Origin of the sequence: Micromonospora sp. NPDC005215, from assembly GCF_040607915.1 — a bacterium.
Classification (GTDB): Bacteria; Actinomycetota; Actinomycetes; order Mycobacteriales; family Micromonosporaceae; genus Micromonospora.
In genome coordinates, this window is sequence record NZ_JBEXHQ010000027.1 from 85,902 (window position 1) to 103,700 (window position 17,799).

The following is a 17,799-nucleotide window of genomic DNA, read 5'->3' on the forward strand; positions in this document are numbered from 1 at the left end:
GGGGGCACGCGCCCCGGTGTGGGGGGAGGAACGTCTAGAGGTCACCGAAGGTGTCGTAGCGGATGTGCGGCGGCGGCACCTCGTCCGCGGCGAGCACCCGCAGCGTGGACCGGACCATCCGGGCCGAGCCGGAGACGTAGCAGTCGTGCGCGGTCCACGGGCCGAACCGGGCCACCACATCCGGGACGTCGCCCAGCTCACCGTCGAAGTTCGGGTCGTCGCTGCACGCCGCGGTGACCGACAACCACGGGTGTACGGCGACCAACTCCTCCAACCCGGCCAGGCCGTACAGGTCCGCTGCCTCCCGGGCACCGTAGAAGACGTGCACCCACCGGGTGCGGTTGTAGGTGGCGAGATCCTCCACCAGCGCCTTGATCGGTGCCAGGCCGACCCCGCCGGCCACACAGAGGATGTCCCGTTCCGAGGAGCGGTCCAGGGTCATCGACCCCATCGGCGCCGCCAGGCGGAGCAGGTCACCCGGCCGCACCCGACGCACCAACGCACCGGACACCCAACCGGCTCCCGGCGACCGGACGTGGAACTCCAGCACGTTGTCGTCGTTCGGGGCGTTCGCCACCGAGTAGTTCCGCCACTCCCGGGGGTGGTGGCGCGGCACCTCCAGGCTGACGTACTGCCCGGCCTGCCAACGCAGTGGATGCTGCAACGCCTGGCAGGTCAACACGGCGGTGTCCGGGCCGTAACGCTTGTGGGTCAGCACCTCGGCGTGCCAGAACGGCGGGCCGTCGTCCTCCGCCGCCCCGGCCACCATCAGGGCGGCGACCGCCTCGTACGCCTCCCGCCACGCCTGGTCGTACTCCAGGTTCCAGCCGTCGCCGGCGATGCGGCGCAGCGCGTCCAGCAGCGCGGTGCCCATCGTGGCGTAGTGCCGATCGTCGACGTGGTACTTCCGGTGGTCGCGGCCCAGTGCCCGGAGGAACTCGGCGAAGCTCTCCGGGTCGTCGACCGTGTGGATCGCTGTGATGATCGCTTCCAGCAGCCGGTCGCCCTGGCCGGTCATCTGCACCGGGAAGAGGTGCCGCAGGGCGGGGTCGAGCAGGAACATCCGGGCGTAGAAGTGGTCGGTCAGTCGGGCCCGATCGTCCTCGACCAAGGTCCAGCTCTCCTTCAGCAACCGTGCGAGGTTGTCCACGGGGCGCTCCTCCTCCAGTCGACAGCGGATCGGGCGCCCATAGAATCTCCACGGAGAGTGTCGACCGGTCGCACAGAATGTGCGATCGGCTCATGCTGGCCGGTCGCCCGTGCCACCGCTGTAGCTCGTCGGGCAGAGTGGTGCGGTGACCGTTGAGCTGACCCGCCCGGTGTCCCGCCGTCTGCTGGGCACCGAAACGCTGCTGGTCCTCGGCCTGTCCCTGGGCCAGTCGGCGGTCTACGCGGTGGTCTCGATCATCGCGAAGCTGACCGCCGAGGGTCCGCTCTCCAAACAGACCGCCTCGCTGAACACGTCAGCATCGACCCGGCCCTGGCTGGACCTCACCTACCAGCTCCTCGGCATCGTGTTCGCGCTGCTGCCGGTGCTGCTCGCCGTACACCTGCTCAGCCGTGACCCCGGCGACCCGGCGCGGACCCTCGGCGTGGACGCCCGGCGGCCCGGCCAGGATCTGGCCCGCGGCGCCGGTCTGGCCGCGCTGATCGGCCTGCCCGGACTGGCCCTGTTCTTCGTCGCGGCCCAGCTCGGCCTCAACGCCACGCTGGTGCCGGCCGCGCTGCCGTCGGTCTGGTGGGCGGTCCCCGTGCTGATCCTCGCCGCCGTGCAGAACGCCGTGCTGGAAGAGGTGATCGTGGTCGGCTACCTGGTCACCCGGCTGCGCCAGCTCCAGTGGCGGCTCGCCGCGATCATCGCGGCCAGTGCGCTGCTGCGCGGCTCGTACCACCTCTACCAGGGCTTCGGCGCGTTCGTCGGCAACGCGGTGATGGGCGTGATCTTCAGCCTCTTCTACCTGCGTACCCGGCGGGTGCTGCCGCTGATCATCGCGCACACCCTGCTCGACGTTGTCGCCTTCGTCGGCTACGCGTCGCTGCCCCGGGAGTGGTTCGACTGGCTCTGACGGATCAGCGCCGGTAGACGGCCACCGTTCGAGCGGCGAGCCGGTCGGTCGCCGCCGCGTCGCCCAGCGCCGCCGCCAGCACCGCCGCGCCCGGCAACAGCCGAGCCGCCAGCCGCAACGCCACCCAACCGCCGGCCTGCGCGGTGAGCGGCGCGGCCAACCGCCGAGCCGCCTCCGCCGCCCGCGGCCAGGCGCCCTCGACCGCATCGCCCGCCGTCTGTGCGGCAGTCAGGGCCTCCCGCGCGCTCGCCGCGTCCGGATGCACCTGGGTCAGCACCAGCAGCTCGACGGCCCGGTCGGGATCCGCCGGATCCTTGCCGTACACCGCCGCCAGGTGCAACACCAGGTTCGCCTGCGTCCACAACACCGAGGCCAACTCGGCGAGCGGCGCGAAGAAACCAGCCAACGCCGCGGTCGCCCCGCCCGCGCCCGCCGCCCGCACATACCGCCGGGTCACCAACCGGGCCAGGCCGTCCGCCGGCGCGTCCGGATACCGGTCGCGCAGCCGCGCGGTCCACTCGGCCGCGCCGGGTCCGAGCGACCGCACCGCAGCCAGCGCCAGCAACTCCGGCGCGAAGCCCGGGTGATCGAGCACGCGCGCGGCGACCGCCCGCAGCTCCAATTCCGGGGTACGCCCCGAAGCCGGCACCGGGTTGCTGAGCTGCGCTCGGGCCTGCGGTGCTGGGGTGACTTCCTCGGAGGCGGCGTTCCGGCGTGGGGTCCCCGCGCGCTCGGCCGTCGAGGCAGCTCGCCTGGCCGGGACGGTGGGTTGGGTGGCCGGGCTGGCCGCCTTCTCAGTAGGTGGGGCCTTCTTGGTGGGGGCTGCTCTCCTGGCCGGCGCGGCTTTCTTGGCCGGCGCGGCTTTTTTGGCCGGCGCGATCGTCGTGCTGGTCGGGGTTGGCACCTGGCTGGTCGGGCTGTCCGTTGTGCTGGCCGGGCTGTCCGTTGTGCTGGTCGGGCTGTCCGTCGTGCTGGTCGCAGCGGGTATGGCCGGGGCTGTGGCGCTCGGTTTCGCGGCCTTCCCGGCGCTGGCCTTCCCGGCGGTGGCCTTTCGAGGGGTGGCCTTACGAGGGGTGGCCTTACGAGGGGTGGCGCGAGCCGTCGGCGTGCGTGTCGACGCTGCGGTGGGTGGTTGCGGGTCGCCTTCGGGTGCATCGGCCTGCTCGGTGGCCGGTGCGGGCTCCTCGGGTGGGCCGGTCCGGATGGAGGCGGGTGCGGGCTCCTCCGACGGGCCGGCCTGGTCGACGGCGGGTGCGGCCTTCTCGGGTGCGTCGGCCTGGTCGGCGGCGGGTGCGGCCTTTTTGGGGGGACCAGCCTGGTCGGGGGCGGCGACCTTCTTGGAAGGGGCGGCCGGGTTGACGGCGGGTGCGGCGTCGTCGGGTGGGGCGCTCGGCGAGGGTTTCGAGCGGACCGGCTGCCGAGGCAGCGGGCGGTCCGGCTCCGGAGGCTGGAAGATCACCGCCGGGGCGGCCTTGGCCCGTCGAGGACGCGGGCTCGCCGGAGCGGCTGGCGGGGGTGGCGCCGTCTCCCCGGGCTGCTCGGCGGCGGTCGGCGGTGTGAAGGTGGGCCGCGGGGAGCGCCGGCGCGCTCTTTCAGCAGGCTCTCGACGGGTCGACTCGCTGGGCGGCTGCTCCTGCATATCGATGGAGCGTAGTCCCGATCACGCCGCCGCACAGCGCTGAAACACGGGGGCGGGCGGCCCCTGGTCGGCGTACCCCGGAAGTCGTTTTGCTCCCGGCGGGTGGCGACCTGTATTCTCGGGCGCGGTGGTCTGCGGATCACCGGGGAGACTTCGCCTAGTCTGGTCTATGGCGCCGCACTGCTAATGCGGTTGGGGTCTTAAAGCCCCTCCCGGGTTCGAATCCCGGAGTCTCCGCGCGAAAGCCGGGTGTGTAGACTGGCTGAGCACGAGCGCCCGTAGCTCAATGGATAGAGCATCTGACTACGGATCAGAAGGTTAGGGGTTCGAGTCCCTTCGGGCGCACAAGATCAAACAACGTCTGGCCTGCGGAAACGCGGTCAGGCGTTTCTTGTTGATCGTCCTGCTTGGACAGTGGGTGTCATGTGGGCGCCGTCACTTTCTGTAATCATGCTTAGGTTGCATAGGTGTTGACCTGCTCTTTTGTGGTGTGGTAACCGCTGCTTTGCGGGTGGTGTGCTTATTTTTTCTGGGGTTGGGGCGGTTGCTCTGGCCCCTCTTCCTGATCTTTTCGCGGGTGCGGCGGGCTGCGGCGAGGACCAGTCGAGCGGTGGCCTCGGCGCACTTGCACTGGGCATATGGCAGGACGCTGGTGACGATGCTGGCGTGGCCGAGTAGGTCTTGAACGGTTTTGAGGTCGGCACCGGCTTGGTGAGCGAGGGATGCGGCGCCGTGGCGGAGGTCGTGCAGGCGGATCGGTGGGATGTCGGCTCGCTTGACGAGTCGGGTGAAGTGCCGCGTCGCGTATTCGGGGTGCAGCCGGCCTGCCGTCGGGGCGGATGAACACGTAACCGCTGTCGTAGCAGGCTCTGCCTGCCGTCTCGCGTGCGGCTTGTTGCTGACGTTGTCGGCGTAGGTGCTCGCGGAGCACGGCCATCTGCGCAACCTGGCCGGGATGGTCGGCATCGGCCTGCTGTGCGCGGCCCTGCTCGGCGGCGCGCTGGCCTGGGCCGGCCCTGCCGCCTATCTCATGATCGCCCTCTCGCGTTGTACACGCAGTGGCACGGACCGGCGGTGACCACGCCATGGATGTGGCCGGCTCGACCGCCGTACGACGTCGGCGCCGCACTCTGCGCCGGCCTGGTGTTCGTCGCCGGAGTGGTGCTCATCGCCGTGCGCGGAGCCCGTGACAGCGGCACCGGCTGAGCGCGCCGATCACGGGTACGACGGAGCTCAGCGGTACACCCTGCCGATGACGATGTTGAACGGGATCACCGGCCCGGAGACCGCACGCAGCGAGACGGCGGGGGAGTTGCACCACCCCTCCGTCTCTCAGCGATCCCAAGCCCGATGCGGCTGAATCACCGTCCACGTCGCCACGATGCCCCGGTGGCGTCTGCCGGCACCGCCGAGCAGGGCGCCCGGAACAGTTGGGCGAACACTTGCTTCGACGCCACCACAGCCGTCGTCCGCTCTTTCGAGGCGGCGGCCGCGGGCAGGGGCGGTGCGGGCGCCCGTCTGTCGCGCCGCCCGGGCGGTCCGATGGCCTTGCGGGGGATTGTCATCGCGGTCCGGTTACTCGACACATCGTGCAGGGTCAGCGCGGTCGAGCGGAGGGGACGCGGGTGCGGTTGCGCTGCTGGTGGCGCCCGAGCGCGACTGCCACGACGGCGAGGCCGGCGATGGCTGCCGCGGCGAGGATGTCGCCTGGATAGTGCACGCCAACCCATACCCGTGCGATGCCGACGGTCAGCGCCGCGGCGGCCAGGATGACGCCCCATCGGTGGTTCAGGAAGGCGTAGACGCCGAAGGCCAGCGTGAACGCCGCGGTGGCATGGTCGCTGGGCAGTGACACTCCCGGGTCGTGGGGGATCAGTTGGTGGACGTGATGGCTCTGGAACGGGCGTAGCTGGTTGTTCAGGTGTGCCAGGACGGTAGCCGCGGCGAAGGCGAGGCACAGGGCGACGCCGAGTTCGAGCACCGGACGTATTCGTCGGCGGTGCAGTGCCACCGCAACCGGAACCGCGGAGGCCGCGATTATCAGGTAGAACAGCCAGGTCGCGGCGAATTCCATCACGTCATCCATGCTGTCGATCTGCCCGGCCGGGCCGTTGATCAGCTCGAACAATCGGTAGTTCACCCGTTCATCCTGCCGAGCGGGTGATAAGAATTCGCTGAAAGCGGGTCATCCGGGCGGGTTCGGGCGGCGTAGTAGCCCGTTGGACACCAGTTCGATGGTCACGGCCACGGCGATCGCCTCGACGGCCAACAGCGCCACCAGGACCAGCAGTTGGGTTGCTCCGGCTTGAACGGGTGGGCCGCCGCCCAGCAGCACGCCGACGAAGGCACCGGGAAGCGTGACCAGACCCACGGTGCGAGTTTGATCCAGCGCGGGCACCAGCGCCCGCCCCGCGCTGGGCCGGCAGATTTCGAGAGCCGCCTCGCGAGGCAGGAAGCCCAATGCCAGGGCCGCCTCGTACTCGCCGTGCCGGTCGCGTAGTTCGTCCAGCGCGCGGCGGCCCGCCAGCGAGGTGGCGGTCATCGCCCCGCCGATGAGGATCCCGGCGATGGGCACGACCGCGACTTCGGTCAGCGGTACGGTGCCGGACGCCACGACGAGGACGCAGATCGGGAGCGCCCCGAGCGCAATGGGCGCGAGCACCGGCCAGCCGAGGCGAAGCGAGCTGACCCGGCGGGCGGAGGTGACCGCCGCGACCAGGACCATCAGCGTGATGAACCCGACGCTCGCCGACCACGAGCGCAGGACGGCGGCTATCAGCAGCGCGACGGCGCCCAGTTGCAGCACGGCGCGGGCCGACGCGGTCGCGATGCCGCGGCCGCTGCCCAATCGGCCGATCCACACCGTTACCACCGCGACGAGGACAAGAGCGGCCAGCACGACCGCGAACACCGGACCGACCGAGACCGCACCCTGATCCACCCGCACAGTGAAGCAGCCCGACTTGACAACTCCCACAGCCTGTAGGAGTTTGGCGATAGTAGGTAAGGCTTACCAATCTGAGGGGTGCGAGTGGGCGCGGTCTTCATCGCCAGCTATCTCATCGGTCTGCGCGACGGCCTGGAGGCGGCGCTCGTCGTCGCGATTCTGCTCACCGTCCTGGCCCGTTCCTCACGCCGTGACGGGCGGGCGCCGTTGTGGTGGGGCGTGGGGCTGGCCGTGCTGGTCGCCGGCGTGCTCGGCGCGGTGCTCACCTACGTCGCGACGTCACTGCTCGGCGGCGTGCGGCTGGAACTGTTCGAGGCGGTGACGTCCCTGGTCGCCGTAGCGATGGTCACCTGGATGATCTTCTGGATGCGGCGTAGCGCCCGCACCCTCAAGGCTGAGCTGACCGGCAGGCTCACCGAAGCGCTCGGCATGGGCCGGGCGGCGATAGCCTTGCTCGCTTTCGTCGCGGTCATCCGCGAGGGCGTCGAGATGGTGCTGCTGGTCTTCTCCGCCGCCCAAGCCGCCGCGCAGACCATCGCGCCGCTGCTCGGCATGATCGCCGGCGTGCTGTCCGCGGTGCTGCTCGGCTGGCTGATGAACAAGGCCGTCGCCCGGGTCAATCTTTCTCGGCTGTTCACTTGGACGGGTGTGCTGCTGATCCTGGTCGCCGCCGGCATCGCCAAGTACGCGGTGCACGGTTTCCAGGTCGCGGGCGCGCTGCCGGGCGCCGGGAACCTCGCCTACGACGTCTCCCACACGGTCGAACCGGCATCCTGGTACGCCACTCTGCTCGCCGCCACGGTCAATCTCACCCCGCGCGCCACCGTACTGGAGATCCTTACCTGGATCGGCTACGCCGTCGTTGTCCTCTTGGCGTTCTTCCGCCCGGCGCGCGCGGCGACGAGGTCAGTGCAGGAGCGTGAGGTCACGCAAGCCGAGGCGGCCGCGTGAGGGCCAGGGCCGCCCAGGCTGTCGCGGCGCTGATGAGCGCCGCCGTCGTGGTGGCCGGTTGCGGCGGCACGCCGAGCGCCTCCCGCACGGTTGTCGTCGGGGTCGCCGCCGATGACACGGCCTGCACTGCGGCCCCGGCGCAGGTGCGGGAGCTCTCTGATGCGATCAACGGCTTGGCCGAGCCGGTCAGCCGGCTCGCCGCCGCTGTCGGCCAGCGGTGACCTTCGGCCCGTCGCGAGCGAGCGCCGCGCGCAGCACCACCGCCGTGCCGGGGACCGTGACCAGCACGAACAGCCAGGCGCCGATGATGTCGCTGGGCCAGTGCACCACGAGCGCCACCCGGCTGACTCCGACGCTGAGCGCCCACCCGCCGGCGGCGACTGCCAGCAGGATCCGGCTGCGCCGCAGCCGCAGCAGCGGCCAACACACGACGAGCAGGATCAGCGCGGTGGCGGCGGACACCGTGCTGTGCCCGGACGGGAACGAGTAGCTCGACGCCGACGCGAGCTGGTCGACCGGACGGGCCCGGGCGACGACAGCGAGCACGACCAACCGCAGGCACACCGTGGTGGTCATCGCGACCGCGGCGAAGACGGCTTGGCGCCACCGGCCGAACACCAGCAGGATCACACAGCCCAGGGCGGTCAGCGGACCCAGGACCGCGGTGCTGCCGGTCACCGTGACAGCGGCCATGCTGGCTCGCCAGAGGGGATGGGCCATTGCCGCGGCGTACGCCGCGCTGCTGACCCAGGCGTCGAGACGCGGGACCGGCCCGGCCGAACCGGCCACCAGCAGAGCGAGCAGCACGAACGCCACAGTGGCCCAGCCGACGAGCAGTACAGCGGCGCGGGTCCCGGCGGGAGGAGGGTGCGACGAGCGCAGGGTCACGACGACGAGACTAGCTCCTACAACTAGTAGGTTGCTGATGTCGCCCTGGCGTTCGCCGTGGAGGTGTCGGGTTATTCTGGCGGCGGAGGTCGGTGACTGTGACGATCAAGGGCGGCCGGCGGCCGCCGGGCACCCTCGAGGCCGAGGTCATGGGGGTGTTGTGGGCCGCCGTCGAGCCGATGACGGCGACCGAGGTGCACGCCGCGATCGGCGCTGATCTCGCGTACAACACGGTGCAGACGATCATGATTCGGCTGCACGACAAGGGCCTCGTCGCGCGACGCCGAGCCGGCCGCGGGCACCTCTACTGGCCGGTCGAGGACGCCGCCACCGCGGCCGCCTCGCAGATGCGCGCGGCGCTGGCCGGCCGCCCCGACCGTCAGGCCGTGCTCCAGCAGTTCGCGGCCTCACTGGAAGAGGCCGACGCCGTCGCCCTGCGAGACCTCTTGGACGCCGCCCGGCGCCGACGACGCTCATGACGGTCACGGTCTACCTGCCGCTGCTGCTGGCTGTGGTGCTGGCCTGGTCGGCTCCCCGGATCGCCAAACGCGGTGGACCCGGCCCCGCCGCTCGCGGGCTGAGCGCGATCGCGGTCATCGCGGCCGCCTCGTCCACCTGGTCGCTCACGATGCTCGCGCTGACCGCGTTGGACGACCTGCCGCCGTTGGCCGCCCTGGACGAGCACCCGAGCATGGAGCTGCCAGAGCCCGTACCGGGGCCGGTCGCGCTCGTCGCGGGACTCGCGCTGCTCCTCGGCGGCGTACGCTTGTTAATCGATCTGCGCCGTCGGCTGGTCACGCACCGGCAGTTGCGCGCGGCCGGCACGGCGGAGCACGGCCTGGTCGTTGCCGATTGGTCTGCGCCGCTGGCGGTCGCTGTGCCTGGTCGGCGGGGCCGCGAGGGTCACCTGCTGGTCACCACCGGGATGGTCCGGCTGCTCGACGCCGACGAGCGCCGGGTGGTCTTCGCCCACGAGCAGGCTCACCTGGCGCACCGTCACCACCGCCTCGTGGCCGCCACCGCGGCCGCGGCCGCACTGAATCCGCTGCTCGTACCGGTCCGTGAGACCGTCGCGTATCTGGTCGAGCGGTGGGCCGACGAGGACGCCGCCGCAGTCGTCGACGACCGCGATCTGACCGCTCAAGCCGTAGCCCGGGCCGCGCTGGCAACGGTCGGGGCCGGGCCGGGCGCCGCGCTCGGAATCAACGGCGGCGCCGCGCTGCACCGGGTGCGGGCACTCACCGAGCCCGCACCCGCACCGCGACGACGGCGGCTGATCGGCCCGGCCCTGCTCGGCGTTGGCTATCTCACGACCGTCACCGCGGCGACCGTCGAGTTCGTGGCCCTGGCCCGCGCCTGGCTTTGATTCCAGCGGGTCGGGTGCGGCGCTCAGACGTCGGCGTCTGAGCGTCGCTGCACCTGGGCGCGACGACGGCGTCCGAGCAGCAACTCGACGCCGATCGGGAGCACCGAGACGACCACGATGCCGATCAGGATGAGCTCGATGTTGTTCTTGACGAACGTCACCTGGCCCAGGAAGTAGCCGAGGACGGTGACCCCGCACCCCCACAGCGTGCCTCCGAGGACGTTGTAGACGAGGAACGTGCGGTAGTGCATGTGGCTCGCGCCGGCCACGATCGGCGTGAACGTCCGCACGATCGGCACGAACCGGGCCAGCACGATCGAGCGGGCGCCGTACCTGCCGAAGAAGTCCTGGGCCCTGGTCAGGTTTTCCTGCTTGAACAACCGGGAGTCGGGTCGCCGGAAAAGGGTGGGGCCGAGGCGTCGCCCGAAGAGGTAGCCGAACTGGTCGCCCGCGACCGCCGCGATCGACACCAGCAGGCACATCAGCCACAGCGACTGGTGCAGGTAGGTGCCGTCGGCCACGAGCAGGCCGGCGGTGAACAGCAGCGAGTCGCCGGGCAGGAAGAAGCCGATCAGCAGGCCGGACTCGGCGAAGACGATGGCCAGGATGCCGATCAGTCCGAAGGTGGAGATGAGCCACTCCGGGTTCAGGAACGACGGTCCCAGCGCAAGGGTGTTCGGTGCGGCCAGCATCTGTGCGACTTCTCCTCGACGGCGTGCCATTAAACCTACACGCCGTAGGTTTCAGGGTTGGGGATCGGCAGCCGGACCCGCAGCGCGGCGCCGTCGGTCAGCGCGTCCACGGTCACGGTCCCACCGAGCGCGACGACGATGTCGCGGGCGATCGGCAGCCCCAGCCCAGCGCCGCCGCCCTGCCGGGACCGGCTGTCGTCGAGCCGCACGAACCGGTCGAAGACGCGCTCCCGGTCAGCGGCGGCGATAGCGGGCCCGTCGTTGCCGACAACCACCTCGGCATGCGAGTCGTTGGTGGTGAGGCTGACGAAGACGGTGTGACGAGCGTGCCGCACGGCATTGTCGACCAGGTTGCGCAGCGCACGGTGCAACTGATCGGGATCCCCCACCACGCGCACCGGCTCGACTCCACCCTCGACGCGCAGGCCGGAATGCTCGACGGCGATGCGTTCACGCTCGGCGTAGACCAGATCGTCGAGGTCGACCTCGTCACGGCGCAGCCGCGCGGTTGAGTGCGGGTGACCTGACCCTCGACCCGGCCGAACACCGCGTCGCCGCGCCGGTCCGACAACCCACCGTTGACAACATCACTCGCCTCTCAATACGCTTAACATATTGGTTAAGTGAAGGAGGCTTCGGATGGCTGGCACCGACCAGCTCAGCGCGGTGTTCTCGGCACTGTCCGACCCGACCCGACGGGCGATCATCGCCGAGCTGGCCGAACGCGACGCCACGGTCACCGAACTCACCGCTCCTCTGTCGATCTCGATGCCAGCGGTGTCACGGCACCTGAAGGTGCTCGAGCGCGCCGCGCTCATCTCGCGGTCACGGTCGGGCAAGTGGCGCGCGAGCCACCTCGAATCTGCCCCGCTGCGCGAGGCGGCCGACTGGATCGAGCGCTACCGGCGGCTCTGGGACTCGGCCCTCACCCGCCTCGATGCCCACCTCGCCGCAGTGCAGGCCGCCGGACCGGCAACGGACCGGATGGTCGACGACCCCAGGGGGATCGAATGAAAACGGAAACTCCGCAGCTCGTCATCTCGCGTGTGTTCGACGCCCCGCGGGAGCTCGTCTACCGAGCCTTCACCGATCCCGACCACCTGGCGGCGTGGTGGGGCCCGACCGGCAACTCACTAGCGCGCGACGAGATCGAGTTCGACGTACGCCCCGGCGGCTTTCAACGGTGGATGGAGGTCAGGGCATCCGACCCCGGCCTTCGCGTGCACATCCACGTCGACCTCACCGACGTCGCCGACGGCGAACTACTCGAAGGCGTCATGCACGTCAGTGGCCGGCTGCAAGAGGGCATCGAGCCGTTCGAGACGAGACTGCGGGTCGAGTTCCACGACGAGGCTGACGGACGGACGCGACTGGAGAGCCGCCAGTGGCTCCCCGAACATCTGGCGCACCCCAGCGAGCAGGGTTGGCGCCAAGCATTCACCAAGCTGGACGCCACGTTGATGAATGTCCAGGCTGTTGCAGCTAATTATCGAAGCAGGTAACCACCGCTCCAACAAAGCGGGGGAAACTCACGTGTGCGCCGGCGTCGAGTTGAACGTCGCTGTTGTTGAGGCCGATGAGTTCGGACAGGCGCAGACCGGTCTGGACGGCCAGGGTTATCAGGGCGCGGTCTCGGCGGCCTTCCCAGCGGCGGCTGGCGTTCGGGGCGGCGAGCAGAGCGTCGACCTCCTCGGCGGTCAGGAAGGACACCGTGGTGTGCCGGCCGAAGCGCGCCGGACAAACCCGGCGCTGGTCGTATCCCGGGACGCGCGGAAAGGGCGCGGGAGCCTGTCCGCTCCCGCGTCCTGACCGTCAGCGTGCCCCTCGGCCGGCCGTCACGCGGCCTTCACGAAGGACTGTGCGGCCGATCCGTTGCAGTCCCAGATCTGCAGTCGCGCGCCGTCCGCTGTCGAGCCTTCCGGGGAGTCCAGGCACCTGTTGGAGTTCGGGTTGCGCAACCGGTTACCTTCCTGGACCCAGTTCTGTGCGCCGCCGCCGTTGCAGTCCCAGAGCTGCACCCTCGTGCCGTTGGCCGTACCCGCGCCGGTGACGTCGAGGCACCGGCCCAACGTCCGCAGGGTCTGGCCGTCCCAACTCCACTGCTGGTCCCTCGAAACAGAAGGCCCCTGGCACGTCCACAGCTGCACGGCCGCGCCATTGCCGCCCGTGTCGTTTCCGCCCACGTCCACGCATTTGCCGCCCGGCCCGTTGATCTGCGTCGCGGGTCCGCCCGTGGAAGGCGGCGTCGTGCCCCCGCCGTCCTGGTAGTAGCGCACGTAGTCGATCGATGCGGTGAGCGGGAACTGGCTCTGCACGGGGTTCTGTCCGGGGTACGTGCCGCCCAGCGCCAGGTTGAAGATGACGTGGAACGGCTTGCGGAACTCCTCCAAGGTCGCCGGTGTCGTGTCGATCACGTGCGTTTGCACACCGTCGATGTACCAGCGGATCTGCGCGGCCGTCCACTCGATCGCATAGACGTGGAAGGCCGCGGCGTTGTTGACGGCGGGGTTCGCGACGTAGTTGGCGTTCTGACCCGCTGTCCACGGGAACACGCCGGTCCGGAGATCCCAGAAGATGTTGTTCGTCACGGTCGCGTTCGCGTTCGCGTGTTCCATGATGTCGACCTCGCCGCAACTGGCCCAGTTGGTGGGCAGGCGGTCGTAGTAGGTCTGCGCTGGGTTGTAGGCGCTCGTGGACGTCTCGTCGCACGAGTCACCGAGCATCCAGAAAGCCGGCCACGAGCCGGCGGCGGTCGGGAGCGCCATGCGCGCCTCGATGCGGCCGTACTGGAAGGACCTCTTCGTGTCCGTCGTCATGCGGCACGACGTCTGGTAGAAGTTGCGGCCGTTGACCGTGATGGGCGTCGTGAGCCAGTTGGCGCGCATCACGAGGTTGCCGCCGGACTGCGTGCAGTTCTCGGGGCGGTACCACTCCCACTCGCCGTTGCCCCAGCCGTCGAAAGTATTGAGGCCGGGGTTGAGGCCGTTGCCGACGTTGTAGTTCCAGTTGGCGCTGCTGGGCGCGCCGGACCCGTTGAACTCGTCGGCCCACACGAGGTTCCACGCGGCGTGTGCGGGCTGCTGCTGGATGACCACGCTGCCGACCAGCGCAGTGACGGCCGCGGTGAGGAGGACCATGAGGCGCCGGCTGCTGCGTGACAGCGCTCGGTCCGCGAAACCTGCATTCCTGATCTTCATGTCGGGGAGCCTCGCCTTTCCATTGGGGATGACGGATCGACGCCATGCCCGGGGCGACCCCGCGGCCGGACACAGCGAGTGGGCGACGGACACTCCCGCCCGGGGCGACCGAGAGTGCTCTTCCTGGACAAGCAATGCGAGCCATCAATGCGTGAGAGCGCTCTCACGCTAACCACACGGCTCAATCGATGTCAATGGCTGATGAACGCCGTGTTGCCGGTACATTGCCAGCTGACAGTTGACTCAAGAGACGGTCATGGTGCTGGTGGCCGCGCCGTGGGCGATCAGGGTCGCGGCGAGGATCCAGAACCGGGTGTCGCGCATCGCGGCCTGGGCGGCGGCGCGCCGTTGGGCGTGCCCGGACCGCTGGGTGCTGGCAGGTGCCGCCGTCGCCACCGGTCGGGGCTGGCGGATGGTGAGTGCGTGCAGGGGCACGGTGACCGCGCCGTGGATGGCGGCGAGGACGAGCAGCGCGCCGCGCCAGCCGAGGTGTGCGCTCAGGAGGCCGGTCAGGGGCATGAAGATGGTGCTGGCGAATCCGGCGACGATGGTGACGGCGAGCAGGGCGGCGGCCCGTCGGTCGGGGGTGAACCAGGCGACGATGACGGCGAAGGCGGGTTCGTAGAGGACCATCGCGCCGGTGATCCCGACGCCGACCATCACGGCATACAGCTGGCCGATGGTGTGCACCTGGGACCACGCCACGAGCAGGGCGGTGGCGGTGATCGAGCCGGTGGTCATGAGGGCACGTCCGCCGTGGTGGTCTAGCCACCGGCCGACGGGGATGGCCGCGAGAGCACCGGCAAGGACACTCGCGGTGAGCGCGCCGGTAACGGCGGTGGTGGAGACGCCGAGGGTGGCGGCCATCGGGGTGAGCAGGACCGCGTAGGCGTAGTAGAGGGTGCCGTAGCCGACGGTCGAGGTGATGGCGAGGGCGGCGACGATCCGCCACCCGTGGTGCCCACCGACGGCGGGGTCGGCGGGCACCGTAATGCTGGTGGGCATCAGCTGCTGCAGCAGCTGCCGGTCTGAGCGTCGGCGGGGGCGGCGTTGAGGGTGAGCAGGGTCAGCGGCGCGGCGAGGAGTCCGCCGGAGATGCCGGTGGCCAGGCCTCGTCCGGCCGTCTCGGCGGTCGGGGCCGGCGCGCAGCAGCTGTCGCTGGTCGCGGAGTCGTCGGGGTTGCTGTTGCAAACGCTGGTTTCGGCAGGTCGAGTTGCACGTCGCGGGCGGCGGTCCAGTCTCCGGCGAGGGCGGCGACGACGGAGCGGACCTGCTCGTAGCCGGTGGCCATGAGGAACGTCGGGGCCCGTCCGTAGGACTTCATGCCGCCGGCGTAGTAGCCGACCTCCGGGTGGGTGAGCTCGTGCACGCCGTGTGGGGGCACGGTGCCGCAGGAGTGCTCGTTCGGGTCGATCAGCGGTGCCAGGGCGCGGGTGTCCACGCCGGTAGCGGCTACGCCGGCCGGGTCGCCGTCGGTCGGCGTGGACCCCACCCGGGCCATACTCGCCGGACAGCGGCGAATCCTGCTGCACGTGGTGAAGATCGACCATGACCTCTCGCTGCCGTCTCACGGTGAGCTTGAGGTCGGCGACGGGACCGGCAAGGACGCGCTCTTCGTGCTCGAACCGGTCGGCGTCGACTACATGATCAAATCGGTGAACCCGGACATCGCCCACCGACCGTGCCTCGGGGTCAAGATCGATGCGGAGGGGTACAAGTCGCTGGTGGGAGCCGACTGCCGGCCGACCGTGGCAACCCTGTTCGTGATATCCCGGGAGGGCAAGGACGACAAGGGGCGCACCTCCTACTCTGTCGTCAGCGAAGAGTACGGCGTGGTGCGGTGGAGCCCGACCAAGAGGGAGATCTACGTCGAGTTTCTCGGTGACGCCCCGCTCGACACCGCGTTCAGCCTGGTCGACCGTGGCGCGATCTGACGCGGGCGTACCCCGAATGACCCGGTCAGCGCGCAGCACCTGCCGTTGCCGAACCCCAGGCGCAACCCCACGTCTCCTGAACCTGGATCGTGACCGGCACACTCTGCGTCCGCACGCCGTCCGACGCGGTCAGCTCCAACTGGTAAATCCCGAACGGTAGCGGCGGCAGGGTCATCGCTACCAGATTGAGCACCGTGTGCCCGTCGCTGGATCCCGGGGGGATCGGCGCATGCGGGAGACTCGTGGTGGTGCCGGGGGGCAGATTGCGTGCTCCCACCTCGATGGGTGTCGACCAGGTCCCGTCAATGGTGATCCAGAAGTAGGTGAACCACGACTGGTCGGCCGGGATGCAGATGCGCTGACCGACGCTCGTCAGCGTCCAGGTGGCGGCCGGTGTGCGGGTAGGTGACGCGGCGGCTGGCTGGGTGGCTATCAGCGCCAGCGTCGCCGCGGTAACCAGCGCGAGCGCCAGCCGAGCGATGCCGAAGGTCGATCGCAACATCAAGGTCTCCTACCTTTGCGCGATGGGCCGTTCAGGACTGAACCGGTGGCGAATAAATCGGCGTGCATAAATATCAGAGCCCACTGTGCTGCTTTTGGCAAGACGCCGGATTCGCCCCGGAGCGGTCATCGCGCCTGGGCCGTGTGTCCACCGAGGGTGCGCCACCCTCGGCAACCGGAGCGGTGGTGCAGTCACACCGCTGGTGTCGATCGCACGGCTCGCGTCGCGGCGCCGGCGATCCAGCCGGCCGAAACATGCCGGGCTGGGGTTGCTCCCGAATAATGGGCAAACGTCGATGTTAGCGCCAACGCATCGGCTCCTCAAGGGTCCCGCGGCGGTCTGTGCCGGCAAGCTCGGGGCGATGCCTGCGCAGTGCTGGTGGGGAGCGGTCGGGTCCTGGGTCACGGCCCGTCACCGCCAGATGTTCCCAGCACGTTACGTCTTGACGAACGGCATGTTATCGCTCACAGTCGATGGCTAAGGACGACGACATCTATGGCTTACCGGGGAAGCCTGCTTCGTCGACCCTCGAATCGGTCGTGCGCCAGGGCAGCAGGCGTGTTGTTAGCGCTAACTTCCTCGACGCCTCGCCCGGACACGTATCGCGGTGCGCCCACCCTCGGGCAGGCCGTTCGGCTTTGGTCATTGAAGGAGGATCATGTCTGCCCTCGATAGGTCTCCATCGATCGCGCCGCCGTCGCGGCGGCGGCGTTGGTGGTTGCCCCGCATTCTCGCCGCCGGCGCGGCGGCGGTGCTGGTCGGCGGTGCTGCCGTAGCGGTGGTGTCGTCACCCGCCGCCGCGGCGACGGTCGACACGAGCGCGTGGTACGTGTTGATCAACCGCAACAGCGGCAAGGCCCTGGACGTGTACAACCTGGCCACGACTGACGGGGCCCGGATCACCCAGTGGACCCGCAACAACGGCAACCAGCAGCAGTGGCAGTTCGTCGACTCCGGGAGTGGCAACTACCGGGTGAAGTCACGGTTGTCGGGCAAGGTGCTTGACGTCTCCGGCTTCTCGACCGCCAACGGCGCCAGCATCGTGCAGTGGGCCGACAACAACAGCACCAACCAGCAGTTCCGGTTGGCCGACTCGGACAGCGGCTACGTCCGGCTGATCAACCGCAACAGCAACAAGGTGATGGAGGTGCAGGGCGCCTCGACCGCCGACGGTGGCAACATCGTGCAGTACGACGACTGGAACGGCACCAACCAGCAGTGGCAACTCGTCCGCGTCGACGGTGGGAGCAACCCCACCACGCCGCCACCGACGACGCCGCCGCCGGGCGGCACCTGTGACCTTCCCTCGTCGTACCGTTGGTCGTCGACGGGTCAGCTGGCGACTCCGAAGTCGGGGTGGGTGTCGCTGAAGGACTTCACGGTGGCCCCCTACAACGGTCAGCAGTTGGTCTACGCCACCACCCACGACAACGGCAGCAGTTGGGGTTCGATGAACTTCGGCCTGTTCACGAACTACTCGCAGATGGCCTCGGCGAGCCAGAACGGGATGAACAACGCGACTGTCGCGCCGTCGTTGTTCTACTTCGCGCCGAAGAACATCTGGGTGCTCACCTATCAGTGGGGTGGGCCGGCGTTCTCGTACCGGACCTCGACTGA

Annotated in this window: 24 protein-coding genes, 2 tRNA genes and 1 pseudogene; 14 read left to right on the top strand and 13 right to left on the bottom strand. The window is 69.7% G+C overall.

The window, feature by feature from the left end; all coding sequences use genetic code 11:
• Positions 1-34: 34 nt before the first annotated feature.
• A complete protein-coding gene (locus ABZU25_RS20825) occupies positions 35-1,150 on the bottom strand; it encodes a globin domain-containing protein (RefSeq protein ID WP_355030996.1) in 1,116 nt (371 codons plus the stop codon).
• Positions 1,151-1,295: 145 nt separating this feature from the next.
• Here ABZU25_RS20825 and ABZU25_RS20830 point away from each other — a divergent pair, with 145 nt between their 5' ends.
• Positions 1,296-2,066 carry a CPBP family intramembrane glutamic endopeptidase gene (locus ABZU25_RS20830; RefSeq protein ID WP_355030997.1) on the top strand — a complete coding sequence of 257 codons (771 nt, stop codon included), beginning with the start codon at positions 1,296-1,298 and terminating at the stop codon, positions 2,064-2,066.
• A 4-nt stretch (positions 2,067-2,070) separates the two neighbouring features.
• On the opposite strand, the gene ABZU25_RS20835 is transcribed toward ABZU25_RS20830, so the two are convergent.
• Positions 2,071-3,705, bottom strand: coding sequence for a hypothetical protein (locus ABZU25_RS20835; protein ID WP_355030998.1), 1,635 nt, complete (start codon positions 3,703-3,705; stop codon positions 2,071-2,073).
• Positions 3,706-3,851: 146 nt separating this feature from the next.
• Between ABZU25_RS20835 and ABZU25_RS20840 the strand changes: the two genes are divergently transcribed.
• Both ABZU25_RS20840 and ABZU25_RS20845 read left to right on the top strand, forming a co-directional pair.
• Positions 3,852-3,942, top strand: a tRNA-Ser gene (locus ABZU25_RS20840).
• Between the two features lie 35 nt (positions 3,943-3,977).
• Positions 3,978-4,050 (top strand) — tRNA-Arg (locus ABZU25_RS20845).
• 90 nt (positions 4,051-4,140) lie between these two features.
• On the opposite strand, the gene ABZU25_RS20850 is transcribed toward ABZU25_RS20845, so the two are convergent.
• A complete protein-coding gene (locus ABZU25_RS20850; RefSeq protein ID WP_355030999.1) occupies positions 4,141-4,671 on the bottom strand; it encodes a tyrosine-type recombinase/integrase in 531 nt (176 codons plus the stop codon).
• On the opposite strand from ABZU25_RS20850, the gene ABZU25_RS20855 reads away from it, so the two are divergent.
• Positions 4,622-4,783, top strand: a complete 162-nt coding sequence (locus ABZU25_RS20855) for a hypothetical protein (RefSeq protein WP_355031031.1) — start codon at positions 4,622-4,624, stop codon at positions 4,781-4,783. The genes ABZU25_RS20850 and ABZU25_RS20855 overlap by 50 nt on opposite strands.
• Positions 4,780-4,911: a hypothetical protein gene (locus tag ABZU25_RS20860; protein WP_355031000.1), complete on the top strand. Its 132-nt coding sequence runs from the start codon at positions 4,780-4,782 to the stop codon at positions 4,909-4,911. The genes ABZU25_RS20855 and ABZU25_RS20860 overlap by 4 nt, the downstream gene beginning before the upstream one ends.
• Positions 4,912-5,302: 391 nt before the next feature.
• Here the strand turns inward: ABZU25_RS20860 and ABZU25_RS20865 are convergent, their stop codons facing one another.
• Positions 5,303-5,845, bottom strand: coding sequence for a phosphatase PAP2 family protein (locus ABZU25_RS20865; protein WP_355031001.1), 543 nt, complete (start codon positions 5,843-5,845; stop codon positions 5,303-5,305).
• Positions 5,846-5,890: 45 nt separating this feature from the next.
• On the bottom strand, positions 5,891-6,646 hold the full coding sequence (locus ABZU25_RS20870; protein WP_355031002.1) for an ABC transporter permease: 756 nt from the start codon (positions 6,644-6,646) through the stop codon (positions 5,891-5,893).
• 90 nt (positions 6,647-6,736) lie between these two features.
• Between ABZU25_RS20870 and efeU the strand changes: the two genes are divergently transcribed.
• Together efeU and ABZU25_RS20880 are read left to right on the top strand one after the other, a co-directional pair.
• Positions 6,737-7,603, top strand: a complete 867-nt coding sequence (gene efeU / locus ABZU25_RS20875; RefSeq protein ID WP_355031003.1) for an iron uptake transporter permease EfeU — start codon at positions 6,737-6,739, stop codon at positions 7,601-7,603.
• Positions 7,600-7,824 (top strand): hypothetical protein, encoded by a 225-nt coding sequence (locus tag ABZU25_RS20880; RefSeq protein ID WP_355031004.1) that lies wholly within the window; start codon positions 7,600-7,602, stop codon positions 7,822-7,824. Before efeU ends, ABZU25_RS20880 begins: the two co-directional genes overlap by 4 nt.
• On the opposite strand, the gene ABZU25_RS20885 is transcribed toward ABZU25_RS20880, so the two are convergent.
• A complete protein-coding gene (locus ABZU25_RS20885) occupies positions 7,790-8,491 on the bottom strand; it encodes a phosphatase PAP2 family protein (protein WP_355031005.1) in 702 nt (233 codons plus the stop codon). The two genes, ABZU25_RS20880 and ABZU25_RS20885, sit on opposite strands and share 35 nt — an antisense overlap.
• A 92-nt stretch (positions 8,492-8,583) precedes the next feature.
• On the opposite strand from ABZU25_RS20885, the gene ABZU25_RS20890 reads away from it, so the two are divergent.
• Both ABZU25_RS20890 and ABZU25_RS20895 read left to right on the top strand, forming a co-directional pair.
• Positions 8,584-8,970, top strand: coding sequence for a BlaI/MecI/CopY family transcriptional regulator (locus ABZU25_RS20890; protein ID WP_355031006.1), 387 nt, complete (start codon positions 8,584-8,586; stop codon positions 8,968-8,970).
• The gene (locus ABZU25_RS20895) at positions 8,967-9,857 is read left to right on the top strand and encodes a M56 family metallopeptidase (protein WP_355031007.1); all 891 of its coding nucleotides are present in this window, start codon (positions 8,967-8,969) and stop codon (positions 9,855-9,857) included. Before ABZU25_RS20890 ends, ABZU25_RS20895 begins: the two co-directional genes overlap by 4 nt.
• A 23-nt stretch (positions 9,858-9,880) precedes the next feature.
• On the opposite strand, the gene ABZU25_RS20900 is transcribed toward ABZU25_RS20895, so the two are convergent.
• Together ABZU25_RS20900 and ABZU25_RS20905 are read right to left on the bottom strand one after the other, a co-directional pair.
• Positions 9,881-10,549 (bottom strand): VTT domain-containing protein, encoded by a 669-nt coding sequence (locus ABZU25_RS20900; RefSeq protein ID WP_355031008.1) that lies wholly within the window; start codon positions 10,547-10,549, stop codon positions 9,881-9,883.
• 35 nt (positions 10,550-10,584) lie between these two features.
• A complete protein-coding gene (locus ABZU25_RS20905) occupies positions 10,585-10,884 on the bottom strand; it encodes an ATP-binding protein (protein WP_355031009.1) in 300 nt (99 codons plus the stop codon).
• Here ABZU25_RS20905 and ABZU25_RS20910 point away from each other — a divergent pair.
• From ABZU25_RS20910 to ABZU25_RS20920, 3 genes are all read left to right on the top strand, one after another.
• On the top strand, positions 10,876-11,061 hold the full coding sequence (locus ABZU25_RS20910) for a hypothetical protein (RefSeq protein WP_355031010.1): 186 nt from the start codon (positions 10,876-10,878) through the stop codon (positions 11,059-11,061). The two genes, ABZU25_RS20905 and ABZU25_RS20910, sit on opposite strands and share 9 nt — an antisense overlap.
• A 127-nt stretch (positions 11,062-11,188) precedes the next feature.
• Positions 11,189-11,563, top strand: coding sequence for a metalloregulator ArsR/SmtB family transcription factor (locus ABZU25_RS20915; protein WP_355031011.1), 375 nt, complete (start codon positions 11,189-11,191; stop codon positions 11,561-11,563).
• Entirely contained in the window at positions 11,560-12,051 is a 492-nt protein-coding gene (locus ABZU25_RS20920) for an SRPBCC domain-containing protein (RefSeq protein ID WP_355031012.1), read from the top strand. The genes ABZU25_RS20915 and ABZU25_RS20920 overlap by 4 nt, the downstream gene beginning before the upstream one ends.
• Here ABZU25_RS20920 and ABZU25_RS20925 read toward each other — a convergent pair.
• From ABZU25_RS20925 to ABZU25_RS20940, 4 genes and pseudogenes are all read right to left on the bottom strand, one after another.
• Positions 12,032-12,259 carry a tyrosine-type recombinase/integrase gene (locus tag ABZU25_RS20925; RefSeq protein ID WP_355031013.1) on the bottom strand — a complete coding sequence of 76 codons (228 nt, stop codon included), beginning with the start codon at positions 12,257-12,259 and terminating at the stop codon, positions 12,032-12,034. The genes ABZU25_RS20920 and ABZU25_RS20925 overlap by 20 nt on opposite strands.
• A 125-nt stretch (positions 12,260-12,384) precedes the next feature.
• Positions 12,385-13,839, bottom strand: a complete 1,455-nt coding sequence (locus tag ABZU25_RS20930; protein ID WP_355031014.1) for a ricin-type beta-trefoil lectin domain protein — start codon at positions 13,837-13,839, stop codon at positions 12,385-12,387.
• 150 nt (positions 13,840-13,989) lie between these two features.
• A complete protein-coding gene (locus tag ABZU25_RS20935) occupies positions 13,990-14,751 on the bottom strand; it encodes an MFS transporter (protein ID WP_355031015.1) in 762 nt (253 codons plus the stop codon).
• A 61-nt stretch (positions 14,752-14,812) separates the two neighbouring features.
• Positions 14,813-15,181: pseudogene (locus tag ABZU25_RS20940) on the bottom strand (hypothetical protein); the annotation flags it as partial.
• Positions 15,182-15,278: 97 nt separating this feature from the next.
• Between ABZU25_RS20940 and ABZU25_RS20945 the strand changes: the two are divergent.
• Positions 15,279-15,680 (top strand): hypothetical protein, encoded by a 402-nt coding sequence (locus ABZU25_RS20945; RefSeq protein WP_355031016.1) that lies wholly within the window; start codon positions 15,279-15,281, stop codon positions 15,678-15,680.
• Between the two features lie 25 nt (positions 15,681-15,705).
• On the opposite strand, the gene ABZU25_RS20950 is transcribed toward ABZU25_RS20945, so the two are convergent.
• Positions 15,706-16,182, bottom strand: coding sequence for a DUF5980 family protein (locus tag ABZU25_RS20950; protein ID WP_355031017.1), 477 nt, complete (start codon positions 16,180-16,182; stop codon positions 15,706-15,708).
• A gap of 658 nt (positions 16,183-16,840) precedes the next feature.
• Here ABZU25_RS20950 and ABZU25_RS20955 point away from each other — a divergent pair.
• On the top strand, positions 16,841-17,799 hold a 959-nt coding region (locus ABZU25_RS20955), incomplete at its 3' end, for a non-reducing end alpha-L-arabinofuranosidase family hydrolase (protein WP_355031018.1).